Annotated in this window: 16 protein-coding genes; 8 read left to right on the forward strand and 8 right to left on the reverse strand. The window is 61.6% G+C overall.

The genetic code is table 11. The annotated features are described in order from the left end of the window. The first annotated feature begins 9 nt into the window (after window positions 1–9). Both KW403_RS10325 and aztD read left to right on the forward strand, forming a co-directional pair. Window positions 10–1,170, forward strand: a complete 1,161-nt coding sequence (locus KW403_RS10325) for a zinc ABC transporter substrate-binding protein (RefSeq protein ID WP_223019408.1) — start codon at window positions 10–12, stop codon at window positions 1,168–1,170. Window positions 1,171–1,344: 174 nt separating this feature from the next. After that, window positions 1,345–2,568 carry a zinc metallochaperone AztD gene (gene aztD, locus KW403_RS10330; protein WP_223019409.1) on the forward strand — a complete coding sequence of 408 codons (1,224 nt, stop codon included), beginning with the start codon at window positions 1,345–1,347 and terminating at the stop codon, window positions 2,566–2,568. A 70-nt stretch (window positions 2,569–2,638) separates the two neighbouring features. On the opposite strand, the gene KW403_RS10335 is transcribed toward aztD, so the two are convergent. Continuing rightward, window positions 2,639–2,836 carry a CsbD family protein gene (locus tag KW403_RS10335; protein WP_223019410.1) on the reverse strand — a complete coding sequence of 66 codons (198 nt, stop codon included), beginning with the start codon at window positions 2,834–2,836 and terminating at the stop codon, window positions 2,639–2,641. Window positions 2,837–3,001: 165 nt separating this feature from the next. Between KW403_RS10335 and KW403_RS10340 the strand changes: the two genes are divergently transcribed. Further along, window positions 3,002–4,372, forward strand: a complete 1,371-nt coding sequence (locus tag KW403_RS10340) for a cytochrome P450 (RefSeq protein WP_223019411.1) — start codon at window positions 3,002–3,004, stop codon at window positions 4,370–4,372. Window positions 4,373–5,132: 760 nt separating this feature from the next. On the opposite strand, the gene KW403_RS10345 is transcribed toward KW403_RS10340, so the two are convergent. Both KW403_RS10345 and rsmI read right to left on the reverse strand, forming a co-directional pair. Then, the gene (locus KW403_RS10345) at window positions 5,133–5,501 is read right to left on the reverse strand and encodes a YraN family protein (protein WP_223019412.1); all 369 of its coding nucleotides are present in this window, start codon (window positions 5,499–5,501) and stop codon (window positions 5,133–5,135) included. Continuing rightward, complete coding sequence (gene rsmI / locus KW403_RS10350) at window positions 5,491–6,399, reverse strand: 16S rRNA (cytidine(1402)-2'-O)-methyltransferase (protein WP_223019413.1); 909 nt, start codon at window positions 6,397–6,399, stop codon at window positions 5,491–5,493. The genes KW403_RS10345 and rsmI overlap by 11 nt, the downstream gene beginning before the upstream one ends. Before the next feature lie 88 nt (window positions 6,400–6,487). Between rsmI and KW403_RS10355 the strand changes: the two genes are divergently transcribed. Beyond that, entirely contained in the window at window positions 6,488–7,705 is a 1,218-nt protein-coding gene (locus KW403_RS10355; RefSeq protein ID WP_223019414.1) for a penicillin-binding protein activator, read from the forward strand. Window positions 7,706–7,708: 3 nt separating this feature from the next. On the opposite strand, the gene hemW is transcribed toward KW403_RS10355, so the two are convergent. The 4 genes from hemW to rph are packed head-to-tail and all read right to left on the reverse strand — an operon-like array spanning window position 7,709 to window position 10,662. Then, window positions 7,709–8,872, reverse strand: a complete 1,164-nt coding sequence (hemW, locus tag KW403_RS10360) for a radical SAM family heme chaperone HemW (RefSeq protein ID WP_223019415.1) — start codon at window positions 8,870–8,872, stop codon at window positions 7,709–7,711. Beyond that, window positions 8,869–9,516 (reverse strand): RdgB/HAM1 family non-canonical purine NTP pyrophosphatase, encoded by a 648-nt coding sequence (gene rdgB, locus KW403_RS10365; protein WP_223019416.1) that lies wholly within the window; start codon window positions 9,514–9,516, stop codon window positions 8,869–8,871. Before rdgB ends, hemW begins: the two co-directional genes overlap by 4 nt. Continuing rightward, window positions 9,513–9,926: a VOC family protein gene (locus KW403_RS10370; RefSeq protein WP_223019417.1), complete on the reverse strand. Its 414-nt coding sequence runs from the start codon at window positions 9,924–9,926 to the stop codon at window positions 9,513–9,515. Before KW403_RS10370 ends, rdgB begins: the two co-directional genes overlap by 4 nt. A gap of 19 nt (window positions 9,927–9,945) precedes the next feature. Further along, a complete protein-coding gene (gene rph / locus KW403_RS10375; RefSeq protein ID WP_223019418.1) occupies window positions 9,946–10,662 on the reverse strand; it encodes a ribonuclease PH in 717 nt (238 codons plus the stop codon). A 164-nt stretch (window positions 10,663–10,826) separates the two neighbouring features. Here rph and hrcA point away from each other — a divergent pair, with 164 nt between their 5' ends. The 4 genes from hrcA to KW403_RS10395 all read left to right on the forward strand — a co-directional run bounded on the left by hrcA (window position 10,827) and on the right by KW403_RS10395 (window position 13,701). Further along, a complete protein-coding gene (gene hrcA / locus KW403_RS10380) occupies window positions 10,827–11,912 on the forward strand; it encodes a heat-inducible transcriptional repressor HrcA (RefSeq protein ID WP_223019419.1) in 1,086 nt (361 codons plus the stop codon). Window positions 11,913–11,932: 20 nt separating this feature from the next. Next, entirely contained in the window at window positions 11,933–12,223 is a 291-nt protein-coding gene (locus tag KW403_RS10385; protein ID WP_223019420.1) for a putative quinol monooxygenase, read from the forward strand. A gap of 84 nt (window positions 12,224–12,307) precedes the next feature. Further along, complete coding sequence (gene grpE / locus KW403_RS10390; RefSeq protein ID WP_223019421.1) at window positions 12,308–12,967, forward strand: nucleotide exchange factor GrpE; 660 nt, start codon at window positions 12,308–12,310, stop codon at window positions 12,965–12,967. A gap of 101 nt (window positions 12,968–13,068) precedes the next feature. After that, on the forward strand, window positions 13,069–13,701 hold the full coding sequence (locus KW403_RS10395) for a trimeric intracellular cation channel family protein (RefSeq protein WP_223019422.1): 633 nt from the start codon (window positions 13,069–13,071) through the stop codon (window positions 13,699–13,701). Here KW403_RS10395 and KW403_RS10400 read toward each other — a convergent pair. Beyond that, on the reverse strand, window positions 13,693–14,685 hold the full coding sequence (locus KW403_RS10400; RefSeq protein WP_223019423.1) for an adenosine kinase: 993 nt from the start codon (window positions 14,683–14,685) through the stop codon (window positions 13,693–13,695). The genes KW403_RS10395 and KW403_RS10400 overlap by 9 nt on opposite strands. Between the last annotated feature and the right edge of the window lie 61 nt (window positions 14,686–14,746).

The raw sequence follows: 14,746 nt of genomic DNA on the forward strand, positions 1-14,746 counted from the left end.
GAGCCAGCCATGAAATCGTTCCGCCTCTTACTCGCCGCCGCATCCTCCCTTGCGCTGCTGGCACCGGGAGGGGTCACGGGCGCGTTCGCAGCCGATCAGGAAGTCGTTGTTTCCATAAAGCCGGTGCATTCCCTGGTGGCTGGGGTGATGGAAGGTGTCGGCGAACCGTCACTCATTCTGCAGGGCGCCGGCTCACCACACACCTATTCCATGCGCCCCTCGCAGGCGCGGATGCTTGCGGGTGCCGATATCGTGTTCTGGGTTGGGCCGGGCATGGAAGTTTTCTTGGCCAAGCCGCTCGAAACACTGGCTGGCGAGGCAAAACAGGTGGCTCTGGCCGAAACCGACGGCATCACGTTGCTCGACATGCGCGAGGGCGGAGCTTTCGAGGCCCATTCCCATGGTGATGAAGACGACCACGATCATGAGGCACATGACGATGGTCATGATCATGGCGACAGCAAGGGGCATGATCACGAAGAAGCCCACGCCGATGAAGGCGAGCACGATCACAAAGAAGATGAAGAGGCTCACGCCCACAAGGGGCATGAACACGAGGGGCCTGAACACGAGAACCATGAGCACGGGAAACATGAGCACGGGAAACATGAGCATGCGGAAAATGATCACGAAGCGCATGCGCATCACGACCACGGTCCGGATACGCATATCTGGCTCGACCCGGAAAATGCAAAAATCATCGTCAATGCTGTAGCGGAAGTGCTAAGCGAAGCGGATGCCGAAAATGCCTCGACCTACGCTGCCAACGCAGCCAAGCTCAACGAGCGCATTGAGGCATTGAAGGCGGAAATTTCCGCCGAGATCGAGCCAGTGAAGGACCGTCCCTTCATCGTGTTCCACGATGCCTACCACTATTTCGAGAAGCGCTTCGGTCTTTCTGCTGCCGGCTCGATCACCGTCAGCCCCGAGGTCATTCCCGGCGCGCAGCGTGTGGATGAGATCCGCACCAAGGTGAGCGAGCTGGACGCTGCCTGTGTCTTCGCGGAGCCCCAGTTCGAGCCAAGGCTCGTGGAGGTCGTGACCGAGGGTACCACTGCCAAATCCGGTGTTCTCGATCCGCTGGGCGCCGAGATCACGGATGGACCAGACCTCTATTTCGAATTGATGCGCGGCATGGCGGCTTCGTTCAAGAGTTGCCTCGCCAAGTAGCCGGTTCTCCGGCCACCGCCAGCAATCTGCCAGCAAGGCTGCCGCCGCCCTCAAATGCGGGCGCGGGAGCTGGCATCAGCCGCCATCTTCGCTGACCTGCAGCGACAGACCGGCTGGACCAGACCAAAACGCCTGAACCAAATCTGTAATGTTATAACAAATAGGAGACTTGGAATGCGACCGTTCAGACATCTCATGAAAACGGGCGCGCTTGCCCTTGGCACCGCGCTCGTCGCATTGCAGCCCCTTCACGCAGAGGAAGAGGAAGCCTGGCGGTTGTTCATCGCCGATCACAGCGAATCGGTTCTTCGGGCGCTCGATGCGGAGAAGGGCGAGGTGCTCGAAACCTTCCAGCTCAAGGCCCCGGCCCGCATCTATGCGACGGAGAGCAAGGAAACCGTATTCGCCGTGCAGTACGATGCGAACACGGTCACGGCATTCTCGACAGGCATCCATTTCGACGATCACGGCGACCACGCCGACCTTGAGGTGACCGCACCCAGGGCGCTTGAAGGCTCTGTGGATGGCGAGCGCCCGGTTCATTTCGTCGCGCATTTCGGTGAAATCGCGCTCTTCTTCGATGGCGAAGGTGTCGCGCGCCTCGTATCGGAAAAGGCGGTCTCCGAGGGAAAGCCCGACATTCGCGAGGTCAGGACCTCAGCCCCCCATCATGGCGTTGTGATTCCCTATGGCGCACACGCGATCGCAACGGTTCCCAACAGCAAGGATCCGAGCGAATTGCCCGAGGGTGTTCAGGTGGTGGATGCAAAGGGCGCAGCCATCGGCGAGCCCGCTGCCTGCCCCGGTCTGCACGGTGAAGCGACCTCCGGCAACATTACGGCAATCGCCTGTGATACGGGGCTGCTTCTCATCACGGGTGGCCGCAACGATCTCCCGGAAATCCGACACATCGCCTATACCGATGGTCTTCCGGAAGACCTCAAGGTCTCGACCCTCGCTGGCGGCAAGGCTCTGCAGTATTTCCTTGGAAACTTCGGCAAGTCCAACCTCGTTCTGATTGACCCCGAGGATGAAGACGCCTTCCGTCTCATTGAACTTCCGGTGCGCGCCGTGCATTTCGTGGTCGATCCGGTGCGGCCGAAATTCGCCTACGTCTTCACTGAGGATGGCAAGCTCAACCGCATCAATGTCCTGTCCGGCAAGATCGACCAGTCGCTTGAGCTGACGGCACCCTATTCCATGGACGGGCACTGGTCCGATCCCCGCCCGCGCATCGCTGTCACCCACGACGAGATTATGGTCACCGACCCGCTCAAGAGCGTAGTCCATGCCATCGATGCGGCAAGTTTCGAGAAGGCCCGCGACATCGCTGTGGAAGGCAAGCCCTACAACATCGTCGCCGTCGGCGGCTCGGGCGAAAGCCACGAAAACCACTGATCGCAGATCACCGCAAAGACAAAGCCCCGCTGTTTCCGGCGGGGCTCTTCTTGTTTATGCCGAGGGTCGATTACCCGCGGGAAAGCCAGTCGTCGATCTCGCGCTCGGCCTCTTCCTCGGCCTTGCCATAGCGTTCCTGCAGCTTGCCGGCCAGCTCCTTCCGGTTGCCGCGAACGACATCCAGATCATCATTGGTGAGCTTGCCCCAGTTCTGCTGGACCTTGCCCTTGAACTGTTCCCAATTGCCTTCAATCTGATTCCAATTCATGTCGGTATCCTTCCGCATTTGAATGGAGTGCACTCCGGTTGAGGTCATCGGCCTAGGTGCGTCGATAATGCGCGAGGCACGATGTGGTTCCCGCCTTGTTTTCGCCATCTGTCGATTTGAACGCCGGGCTTCCCGGGCCTAGATTAGGCGGGAAAGGAAAACCTTATGGAAAGCCAATCCGCGCCTTTCGTGCCACCGGCCCCGCGCCCGCGCACCAGCCCGCCATCCACCTTCGAGATGATGCGCATCGTCTATCGCAACCCGCTCGAACTGTGGGGCGAGCCCTCCTACAACGAACCGTGGATTTCCATCGACAACACGATCGGCGGCCCGCTCGTCATCGCCAATGATCCGGGCCTCATCCGGCATGTCCTCGTCGACAACGCGAAGAACTACCAGATGGCCCGCGTGCGCCAGAAGATCCTGCGCCCCATCCTGCGCGACGGGCTCCTGACGGCCGAAGGCGCGGTCTGGCGCCGCTCGCGCAAGGCCATGGCCCCTGTCTTCACCCCGCGCCACATTGCCGGCTTTGCCAAGCCGATGCTTGAGCGCTCGCAAGCCTTCGTCGCACGATACGAAAACGCAGACGAGCCCGTCGATGTCTCGCGCGACATGACCCTTCTCACCTTCGACATTCTCGCCGAAACGCTCTTTTCCGGTGAGATTGCCGGCGAGCCGGGCAGTTTCGCCCATCAGGTGGACCGCCTGTTCGAGACCATGGGCCGCGTCGATCCGCTCGATCTTCTGGGCGCGCCCGACTGGCTGCCCCGCATCACGCGCCTTCTGGGCCGCAATTCGCTGAAATTCTTCCGCGACATCGTTGCCGAGACGATGGCCATGCGCCGCGAGAAAATGGCGTCCGGCCGCGACGTGCCGGAAGATTTCCTCACGCTCCTCCTGCGCGCCGAGGGGCCGGAAGGTCTCACCCGCGCGGAGATCGAGGACAACATCATCACCTTCATCGGTGCGGGCCACGAGACCACGGCGCGCGCACTCGGCTGGACGATCTACTGCCTCGCCTCAGCCCCCTGGGAGCGCGAAAAGGTCGAGGCCGAGATCGACGCGGTGCTCGCCCGCGAGCCCGATCCCGTTCGCTGGCTCGACGCCATGCCCTTCACCCGCGCCGCCTTCGAGGAGGCGATGCGGCTTTATCCGCCCGCGCCCTCGATAAACCGCGAAGCGCTGGCCGAGGATCGCTACCGCGATTTCACCATCGTCAAAGGTGCACAGGTGCTCGTCATGCCGTGGACGGTCCATCGCCACCGGCTGTTATGGGCGGAGCCGGATGCCTTCATGCCGTCGCGTTTCCATCCCCAGAACCGCGAAAAGCTCGACCGTTATCAATATCTGCCCTTCGGGGCCGGCCCGCGCGTGTGCATCGGCGCCAGTTTCGCCATGCAGGAGGCCGTCATAGCACTCGCCATCCTCCTCTCCCGCTTCCGCTTCGACACCCTGCCGGAAACGAAGCCCTGGCCTGTCCAGAAGCTCACCACCCAGCCCCAGGGCGGCCTGCCCATGCGCGTCTCCCACCGCTGACACCGCATCAGGATAAGCATCACCACCAGAACCGCGTCTGCCCACACCCCCACTGCTTCGTCATCCTCGGGCTTGACCCGAGGATCCATGCCGGAACACCGGGGGATAAACTCCTGCCTCCTGAAAACTGCCCACTTTTTCTCGCCCGCGCCCGTCACCCCCGCAACGGCATGGATCCTATGGTCAAGCCATAGGTTGACGAGGCCAATGCAGCGCATTCCCTACTCGCTATTCGCTACTCCCTATTCGCTCTTTTCTCCCCCACCCCCAAAACCTCCACTACACTCCCCCCATCGCCCCTGTCGGGAACCGGGTCCGGAGCCGGGGATCAGGAGGGGCGACGGCAGCCTCCCCCTCGGGTTCGGTGACCCGAGGCCTGTGAGGGCCCGCGAAAGGCCGGCGGCCGGCATCATGTCGGTTGCGGAAAAGCCGCTAGGGCGCAGATCGCCCGAGTGACCGGCCGGCAGACGGGACAGCGGCCGGCGGGGCGCGCTTTTCGCGCCACTTACTTCACAACAGAGAGGCACGAAAAACGCGCCCCGTTTCCCGAATGGTCCAAACCCCGGCGGCAACCCCGCGCGGCAACGATGGAGCCTGTCTTGCAATGCCTGCGCCACCCCCCTCTGCAGAATGCCCGCCCACGTCAAACGCCCCTTCTCCCCGCGAGCGGGGAGAAGGTGAGGATGAGGGGCGAGCGCCGTTAATGGCCGGAATACCGACAGAGGTGAAGAAGATCGCAAGGCCCCGCCCGCCCCAGCTCTCACCCGCGTCCCTGGAAAAGGTTTTCCACGTGCACCGGCCAGCGGCGGGGAAGCACGGCAACAAGGTCGAAGCGCAGCGAAAGGCGCGCGTGGTCGGGCTGGCGCGCAAGCCACAGATCAGCCGTGCGCTCGATACGCGTCTGCGCGTGATAAGACACCGCATCCATGGCCGCCTCCACGGTCGGGCGTGCCTTCACCTCGACAATCGCCACCAGATCGCCGCGCCGGGCGATCAGGTCTATCTCGCCAAGCTTCGTGCGGTAACGGCGGGCAAGGATGCGATAGCCCTTGAGCCGGAGCGCCATAGCCGCCAGCCATTCGCCGCGATGGCCGAGCCGGTAGGCTTTTTGCCGCGCGTCAGCCGGCATCGCTCTTGGCTTTCAGGTCAAGAAGCCGTTGGTAAAGCTCGGATTTGCGTCCACCGGTCATACGGGCAGCCTCGCCAGCCGCTTTCGAGGCCGACATCTCATTGGAGAGCGCCATGAGCAGTCGGTCCACATCTTCGGCACTTGTTTCTTCCTCGCTATCCTGCGGCGCCACGCAGACCACCACTTCGCCCTTGGGCGCACCGGTATCGGCGTAATGCGCGGCCAGATCCGAAAGCGCGCCACGCCGCAATTCCTCGAATGTCTTGGTCAGCTCGCGTGCCACGCAGGCCTGGCGCGCGCCGCCGAGCACGTCCGCCATGGCGGCCAGACTGTCGTCGAGGCGGCGCGGCGATTCGAAGAACACCAGTGTCGCCGGCGTCTGGCGAAATGTTTCCAGCCGCGTGCGGCGCTGCCCGTCTTTCACGGGCAGGAAGCCTGCAAACAGAAAGGCATCCGTCGGCAGGCCCGACGCCGAGAGTGCTGCCAGCACCGCAGAGGGGCCGGGAATGGGCACGACGCGCAGGCCTTTTTCAATTGCTTGATCCACAAGACGATAACCGGGATCGGAGACGAGAGGCGTTCCGGCATCCGAAATGAGCGCAACGCTTTGCCCCGCTTCCAGTGCGGAAAGAAGGCGCGGGCCGGCCTTGTCCGCATTGTGCTCGTGATAGGCGGTGAGGCTCTGGCCGATGCCATAGCGCCCAAGAAGCACGCGCGAAACGCGGGTGTCCTCGCAGGCAACGATATCCGCCCCGGCAAGAACCTCGAGCGCACGCAGCGTGATGTCGCCCAGATTGCCGATGGGCGTTGCCACCAGATAGAGCGCCGGCTCCAGCGGCCCGGCACCAATGCGCGCGTTGCCGACGACGAAACTCTTCTCCCCGCGCGGGTTATCCATAACTCTTTGATCCTTATTCGCTCATCTCTTTGACATGGAGGCATGTGGGTTGCAAAGTCGCGCGCTGAATTTGGGACGAATGCGACGCATGAAATTGATGACATCGCCCGGTCGCCGAACCGGAATCCGCTCGCTGGCGCTTGCCGGTCTACTGGCTCTTGGTGGTTGCATGGGGGGCGATGTGCCCTACGGCATGCCGCAGTCAGGCGGTCAGACCATTGCCACACAGCCGGTCTTGGACAATGCGCCGCGCGTGCCTGCCTCGGGCGAGGTGATCGGTACGGGTGAGGCGCGGGTCGCGCTGCTTTTGCCGCTAACCGGCGAAGGCAATGCCAGCCGCATCGCGGCCGAGCTGAAGAACGCCGCGCTGCTTGCGATGGACGATGTCGGTCTCAACGCGCTGGAACTGGTGGTGAAGGACACGGGCGGGACCTCCGAAGGCGCTGCGATCGCCGCCGGTCAAGCCTCCGCCGAAGGTGCGGCCGCCGTGCTGGGTCCGCTCTTTTCGGCCAATGTGCGCGCCGCCGCCCAGGCGATCGGAACATCGCAGACCCCGATGGTCGCGTTCTCTTCGGATCGCGCCGCGGCATCGCCCGGCGTCTATCTCAATTCCTTCCTTCCGCAGGGCGTGGTCCAGCGCACGCTCTCCTATGCGGCAGGGCAGGGCGTGCGCAGCGTGGTGGCGGTCCTGCCCGAGGGGGCTGCCGGCGACATTGCGGAAGCTGAAGCGCGTCGCACCATGCTGTCCATGGGTGGCGAGGTGACAGCGGTTGCCCGCTATGCCTATGACAACATGTCCGTCGATGAAGCGGTGCAGGGCGTTGCCGATGCGGTGCGTTCCGCGGATGGGGTGTTCATCCCCGATGGCGGCACGAGCCCGGCGACCATCGTCTCGACCATGACCGAATCCGGTATCGACATTTCGGGCAAGAAGCTTTTGGGGACCGGGCAATGGGCGAGCGCCAATCTGGCAGATCCTGCGCTGCAGGGCGGGTGGTTCGCCGATACGGACCAGACCCGCGTCAACACCTACAAGCAGCGTTATCAGACACGATTCGGCGCCGAGCCGTCTCTGACCTCCGCGCTTTCCTATGACTCGGTTGTCCTCGTCGCCAACATCGCCAAAGGCGGTGGCGGGATCCCGCGCCATGCCTTGGAAACCCCGGTGGGCTTCAACGGGTATACCGGCCTTTTCCGCTTTTTGTCCGACGGCACGACCGAGCGCGGATACGCCATCTATGAGGTGCGGGAAGGCAAGGCCGAGATTATTGACCCGGCCCCGTCACGGTTTGGTGGAGGCAGTTAGGCGCTATCGGGCCAGATCGGCGACAACCGCATCCAGCACAATCATGCCCTTCGGCGTTGCCCGCAGCCGGGTGTTGCCGACGGGCTCGACAAGGCCCTCTTCCTGCAACACTGCGATGCGCGTGTTGGAAAGCGCCCGGCCCGAAAGCGCTTCATAGCGTGGTAGGTCGATGCCTTCCACCAAACGCAATCCCATAAGCAGGAATTCGTCGGCTTCCTCATCGTGGGTCAGAACCTCGCCGCCGATGACACCATGGTCCTGCATCTCGACGCGTTCGAGCCATGTCTCAGGCATTTTTTCGGTGAACGTCACTTGGCGACAGCCATCCTGAATGAACCGGCCATGGGCGCCGGGGCCGACGCCGACATATTCGCCATAACGCCAATAGACGAGATTGTGCCGGCTCTCAGCCCCAGGGCGGGCGTGGTTCGAAATCTCATAGGCCGGCAGCCCCCGTGCGGCCGTCACCTCCTGCGTGATCTCGTAAAGTCGTGCGGCATGATCCTGATCCGGCATCGCAAGCTTGCCGGCCTCGTGGAGAAGCTGGAAACGTGTGCCCTCCTCGATGGTGAGCTGATAGAGCGAGAGATGATCTGCCGCGTGCCCCATGGCTTGTTCAAGCTCGCTGGCCCACGCCTCCTCGCTCTGGTGCGGGCGGGCATAGATCAGGTCGAAGGAGAGGCGTGGAAAGATCTCACGGGCAAGGCCGATGGCCTTGAGTGCCTCGTCCACATTGTGCAGACGTCCGAGAAATTTAAGATCCCGGTCATTGAGCGCCTGCACGCCGAGCGAAACACGGTTGACGCCGGCCGCGCGGTAGCCGCGAAAGCGGTCGGCTTCAACGGAGCTGGGGTTTGCCTCCAGCGTCACCTCGATACCGTCCGGAACGTCCCAGTTGGCAGCAACGGCATCCAACAGCGCGCCGACGGTTTCAGGCTCCATCAGCGAAGGCGTACCGCCACCCAAAAATATGCTGGTAACGGTGCGCGGGCCGGTGCGGGCGCGCATGGTGGCAAGTTCACGCTGAAAGGCGGCGGCAAAACGTTTCTGATCCACCGGCTGGTGGCGCACATGGCTGTTGAAGTCGCAATAGGGGCATTTGGCCGCGCAAAACGGCCAATGCAGATAGACGCCGAAACCCGGGCTGCTTTCGGGCGCGGAGATCACGCAGCGCCCAGCCTGGCACGCGCGAATTTCTGGAATGCACGTGCTCGGTGGGAGAGCGCGTGTTCATCCCCCGGTTTCCAGCCATGCTTTTCCTGTGCCGTCATCTCGCCAAATGTAACGTCGTAGCCAACCGGTTGAAACACAGGGTCATAGCCAAACCCGTCCGTGCCGCGCGGCGGCCACACCAGATGTCCTTCGGCCTCGCCGCGGTAATACTCGGTTTCTCCGTCGGGGAAGCAAAGGCAAAGCGTAGCCACGAACCGACCGGTGCGCTTGTCGGTCGTGTCGGCTCCGTTCTCGGCAAGCAGTTTTTCCGTTTTCTCCATCGCCATCATGAAGTCGCGGCTGCCATCTTCCCTTGTGGCCCAGTCGGCGGTGTAAACGCCGGGTGCACCGTCCAACGCATCCACGCAAAGGCCGGAATCGTCAGAAAGGGCGGGCAGGCCCGTGGCTTCGGCAGCGGCCAGTGCCTTGATGCGGGCGTTTTCCTCGAATGTTGTGCCGGTCTCCTCCGGCTCTGGCAGGCCTAGCTCCGCAGCCGAGCGAACCGTGTAGCCAAAGGGGGCAAGAAGGTCGGAGAATTCGCGCAATTTGCCCTTGTTGTGGCTGGCGAGCACGAAGGTGTTGTTTTCGATCGGTCTCAAGTCAGTCCCCAGATACGTGGTTCAGCGAATTCGAGCGAATTGCCGAAAGGATCGCGAAAATAGATGGAACGGCCACCGCTCGGCCATTCAAAATCCGCCTCGATGGTAATCCCGGCCGCTTCAAGATGCGCTTTCCAGTGGACAATCTCGTCGCTGGTCGCGGCAAAGCAAAGGTGGCCGGGGCCGATTGCCCCGTGCGGCGGCACTGGAAGCCGGGCATCGGGTGCTGGCGGCTCAACGGTCGCTGAGGGGTTGAACAACAAAAGTACAGTCTGTCCGCAGCGGAAGAACACATGCCGCCCTTCGACCTTTGCGATCCTCTCAAGCCCGAGCATCTCACCGTAAAAGCGCTCGGCCTCGCCAAGATCGCTTACATAGAGCGCTGCCTCGAGGATTGCCGATGGTTGCATGGTCCGCTTTGCGTTCAGTTCAGGAAATCGCCATCTTCTGCATGTCCGCAAGCTTGGTGATACCCTTGCGGGCCAGTCCCATCAAGGCCGCAAACTCCTCTTCGGAGAATGGCTCGCCTTCGGCGGTGCCCTGGATTTCGACGATGCCGCCCTTGCCGGTCATCACGAAATTGGCGTCGGTCTCTGCCGCCGAATCTTCGGCATAATCGAGGTCGAGAACCGGCGTGCCATTGTAAATGCCGCAGGAGATTGCGGCGACATGATCCTTCAGAACCTTGTCGCGGCTCACCATCTGGCGCGCTTCCATCCATGAAAGGCAATCCGAAAGTGCAATGAAGCCGCCGGTGATTGCCGCTGTACGGGTACCGCCGTCAGCCTGGATCACGTCGCAGTCGACGGTGATCTGCTTTTCGCCAAGGGCCTGCAGGTCAACGACCGAGCGCAGCGAGCGGCCAATCAGGCGCTGGATCTCAAGTGTGCGCCCGCCTTGCTTGCCGGAAGAGGCCTCACGCCGCATGCGGTCACCGGTGGAGCGCGGCAGCATGCCATATTCGGCCGTCACCCAGCCCTGGCCTGAATTGCGCAGCCATGGCGGTACGCGTTCTTCGAGGCTTGCCGTGCACAGCACATGGGTATCGCCAAAGCGCACCAGGCACGATCCCTCCGCATGCTTGGAAAAGCCACGCTCGAAACTGACGGCACGCATCTCATCGGGTTCGCGTTTGGACGGGCGCATGGGCGTTTCTCTCCACTATCTATCGGTGTTTGCGGCTTGTAGCTTTGCGCAATCATGAACGCAAAGGAATTCCGGAAAACAAGGGAAAACCAGCCCGCCAATCACGAACAAAATTGTTGTTTTCACGCTATCCACGCTTATATTCGGGCGATCAGAGGTTGCGAATGACAAAACCGATCTTGGACAGAGAATTTCAGGAACATGCACTCCAATCGCTGGATAGCCGTTCCCGCGAGATTTTTCGGGTCATCGTCGAAACCTATCTGAGAGACGGTGATCCGCTGGGCTCGCGCAATCTGTCGCGCATCCTATCGACACAGCTTTCCCCAGCCACCATTCGCAATGTGATGAGCGACCTGGAGCATCTGGGGCTCATATACGCACCACATGTCTCTGCGGGACGGATGCCCACGCAGCAAGGGCTGCGTTTTTTTGTCGATGCGTTCATGGAGATCGGCGATCTCTCCGATGATGAACGCCGGATCATCGAGACGCAGGTGAAGGCTTCGAGCAGTGGACACTCGCTGGATCATATGCTGACAGAAGCAAGCCAGCTTCTCTCCGGGCTTTCACGAGGCGCAGGCGTTGTTCTCGCGACGAAGTCGGAAGCCGCGCTCAAGCATATCGAATTTGTCCAGCTGGAACCGCGGAAGGGATTGGCCATTCTCGTTTCGCAAAACGGTGACGTGGAAAACCGCGTTATCGACTTGCCAACCGGCGTCACCATATCCCAATTGCATGAAGCCTCGAACTTCCTGAACGCGCATATTCGCGGCCGCACTCTTGCTGAAACGCGCATGGAGCTCTCGCGTCTCAAGGAGGAAACGCGCGCTGCACTTGATTCGCTTTCGCAGGAACTGGTGGAACAGGGGCTTGCCGTCTGGGCGGGGACAGAGAGCGGCCAGCCTGCCCGGCTGATTGTGCGAGGCCGCGCAAACCTGCTCGAAAACCTGACCGCAGAAGCCGACCTGGAACTTCTTCGCCGTTTGTTCGAAGATCTCGAGACCAAGGAAGGCTTGATCCAGCTTCTCGACATGGCCGAAGAAGGGTCAGGTGTGCGTATCTTCATAGGCTCGGAAAACAGGCTATTCTCGCTGTCCGGCTCTTCGCTTGTAGTGGCTCCCTATCGCGATCAGGAATCGCGTGTGATCGGTGCTTTGGGCGTTATCGGGCCGACGCGTCTGAATTATGCGCGCATTGTGCCAATGGTGGATTATACCGCGCAAATCGTCGGGCGCTTGCTTCGATAATTTCTCAACCGGGGGGATCAATGTTTGGCCTGATCGGCAAGATGCGTGCGCACCCAGGTAACCGCGATGCGCTACTGGAGATTCTTTCGAAAGGCACGGCATCCATGCCTGGATGCCTGAGCTATGTAATTGCACGCGATCCCGAAGATCCCAACGGGATCTGGATTACAGAAGTCTGGGACAGTGAGGATAGTCACAAGGGGTCTCTCACCTTGCCGGCGGTTCAGGCGGCGATCGCAGAAGCTCGGCCCTTGATCGCTGGTTTCGACAGCAGTGTGCGAACCGAGCCGGTATACAGGATTGGAAACTGAAACCGTCGCCCCTTGATTTTGCGGTCGGGAACCTCGATATCGGACGCAATATCCAAGCAATTCTAAAACCATAGACGGACTGACATGACCAATCAGGCTAGGGACAACGAACAGGCCAGAACCGAAGCGGCGGAAGACCCGAACGTGAAGGCGTTCGAAGAACATGCCGGCGAAGAGGCGGTTTCGGAAGAAGACGTCCTTGTGCGGCTGGCCAAGGAAAATGAAGAACTGAAGGAGCGGGCCCTTCGCCTCGCGGCCGAAATGGAAAACCTGCGCAAACGCACGGCACGCGATGTCGCCGAGGCGCGCAGCTATTCCATCGCCGGCTTTGCGCGGGACATGCTGACGGTTTCGGACAATCTGCGCCGGGCGCTCGAGGCAGTCCCCGCGGAAGCCCGCGCTACCGGAGATAGCGGGCTCGCTTCCCTCATGGAGGGTGTAGAGATGACAGAGCGCGCCATGCTCTCCACGCTCGAGCGTCATGGTGTGAAGCAGATCGACCCCAAGGGTGAGCGGTTCGATCCGCATTTCCATCAGGCAATGTTCGAAGTTCCGGATCCCGAGACCCCGGAGAACACTGTCGTTCAGGTGGTGCAGCAGGGCTATGTGATCGGCGAGCGTATGCTTCGTCCCGCGATGGTTGGTGTCGCCAAGGGTGGCCCCAAGGCCGGCGCGGTTCAGAACGGCGAAAATGGAAGCGCCGAACCCGGTCCGCCCAACCCGCAGGCCGAGCGCGACGCCTGAGCGGTAGCTTCGCATTGGATTGAACCCCTTCGCGTGTCCGCGAGGCAACCCCTTGCTTCCTATTCATCGGGCCTTCGGCTATCCAGAAGGTGGAGGGCCCGATGGAACTGATTCAGCTTCTTGATTATGCCGGCGTGGCGGTGTTCGCGGCAACCGGCGCTCTTGCGGCGTCGCGCAAGGAACTCGACCTCATTGGCTTCATTTTCCTCGCCGGTGTGACAGGCACCGGTGGTGGCACGCTCCGCGATCTGGTGCTGGGAGTGCCCGTCTTCTGGGTTGAGAACCACACATACATCATAGTCTGTGCTGTGGTTGCGGTCCTCGTGTTCTTTGCCGCGCCGTTGGTTGAATATCGCTACAGGTTGCTTCTATGGCTTGATGCGGCGGGGCTCGCAGCCTATTCGGTGCTCGGGGCTGCCAAAGGACTAGAGGCGTCCGGGTCAGCCATCGTCGCGCTGGTCACCGGCGTGCTTACGGCAACCTTCGGCGGTGTGTTGCGCGACGTGCTGGCCGGCGAGCCATCTGTTCTGTTGAGGCCCGAAGTATACGTGACTGCCGCTCTTATGGGGGCAGGGGCGTTCACGGTGGCGAATGTTGCCGGAGTGGAGGGAGCGATCGCTGCACTGATTGCCGTGACAGCCGCATTTCTGGTGCGCGGCGGGGCCCTGCGCTTCGGCTGGACCATCCCGCGCTATCGTTCCCGCCCCGGGCGTCCGCCCGAGGAGCTAGAGTAGACCGACCTGTTGCGCCTCGTAGCGCAGGTCTTTGTGCGGCCGCGGGCCGATCTGCTGGATCACCAAGCCGGCGGCAAAGGAACCGAGACGGCCGCAATCGATGAGGCTGCGGCCATTTGTATATGCATAGAGGAACCCGGCTGCGTAGAGATCGCCAGCCCCCGTGGTGTCCACCAACTCGTTGATCTCGATCGCGTCGACGGCAACGGTTTCGTCCTTCGTAACGATGATCGAACCTTTTTCCGAACGGGTGACTGCAGCCAGGCGCGTGTCCTTGCGAATTTCTTCAAGTGCGCTCTCGAATGAGGACGTTTGATAGAGAGACAGCAGTTCCTGCTCGTTGGCAAAAACGATGTTGACTCGGCCCGAGCGCATCAGTTCCAGAAACTCGTCGCGATAGCGGTCCACGCAGAACGGATCTGAGAGGGACATGGCCACTTCGCGGCCCCCTGCATGCGCCGCATCGGCGGTCATGCGGATCGCTTCCTTTGCCCGTGGCGGATCCCACAGGTAGCCTTCGAAATACGTGACCTTGGAGCCCTTCGCCTTGTCTTCCTCCACGTCTTCCGGCCCGAGCTTCACACAGGCTCCGAGATAGGTGTTCATGGAGCGCTCGCCATCGGGCGTGACGAAGATCATGGACCGCGCAGTTGGCGGATGACCTTCCAGAGGTCTGGTATCGAAGGCGACACCCTGAGCGCGAATGTCGTGTGCGTAAATCTCGCCAAGCGTGTCGTTTGAAACTTTGCCGAAGAACACGGCTTTTCCGCCGAGGCTGGCGATGCCGGCTGCCGTGTTGCCCGCGCTGCCGCCAGAGGCTTCGATGGCCTGTCCCATGCGCTCATACAGGAGGGTGGCACGATCGACATCAATCAGGTTCATTGCACCACGAATGATCTTGTTTTCTTCCAGAAACGCTTCGTCGCAGCGGGCGATGATGTCGACAATGGCGTTGCCGATGCACAGCACGTCATATTCGCTCAAGTTCGGATCTCCAGACAATTTGGTGAAGCGCTACGGCTTGGGACACCGGCGGTTTACCGGT

Origin of the sequence: Nitratireductor kimnyeongensis (assembly GCF_019891395.1) — a bacterium.
GTDB classification, from domain to species: Bacteria; Pseudomonadota; Alphaproteobacteria; order Rhizobiales; family Rhizobiaceae; genus Nitratireductor; species Nitratireductor kimnyeongensis.

Coding starts and splice junctions, on each gene's coding strand:
- KW403_RS10325 (WP_223019408.1), top strand. CDS start 10: ATGAAATCGTTCCGCCTCTTACTCGCCGCCGCATCCTCCCTTGCGCTG.
- aztD (WP_223019409.1), top strand. CDS start 1,345: ATGCGACCGTTCAGACATCTCATGAAAACGGGCGCGCTTGCCCTTGGC.
- KW403_RS10335 (WP_223019410.1), bottom strand. CDS start 2,836: ATGAATTGGAATCAGATTGAAGGCAATTGGGAACAGTTCAAGGGCAAG.
- KW403_RS10340 (WP_223019411.1), top strand. CDS start 3,002: ATGGAAAGCCAATCCGCGCCTTTCGTGCCACCGGCCCCGCGCCCGCGC.
- KW403_RS10345 (WP_223019412.1), bottom strand. CDS start 5,501: ATGCCGGCTGACGCGCGGCAAAAAGCCTACCGGCTCGGCCATCGCGGC.
- rsmI (WP_223019413.1), bottom strand. CDS start 6,399: ATGGATAACCCGCGCGGGGAGAAGAGTTTCGTCGTCGGCAACGCGCGC.
- KW403_RS10355 (WP_223019414.1), top strand. CDS start 6,488: ATGAAATTGATGACATCGCCCGGTCGCCGAACCGGAATCCGCTCGCTG.
- KW403_RS10370 (WP_223019417.1), bottom strand. CDS start 9,926: ATGCAACCATCGGCAATCCTCGAGGCAGCGCTCTATGTAAGCGATCTT.
- rph (WP_223019418.1), bottom strand. CDS start 10,662: ATGCGCCCGTCCAAACGCGAACCCGATGAGATGCGTGCCGTCAGTTTC.
- hrcA (WP_223019419.1), top strand. CDS start 10,827: ATGACAAAACCGATCTTGGACAGAGAATTTCAGGAACATGCACTCCAA.
- KW403_RS10385 (WP_223019420.1), top strand. CDS start 11,933: ATGTTTGGCCTGATCGGCAAGATGCGTGCGCACCCAGGTAACCGCGAT.
- grpE (WP_223019421.1), top strand. CDS start 12,308: ATGACCAATCAGGCTAGGGACAACGAACAGGCCAGAACCGAAGCGGCG.
- KW403_RS10395 (WP_223019422.1), top strand. CDS start 13,069: ATGGAACTGATTCAGCTTCTTGATTATGCCGGCGTGGCGGTGTTCGCG.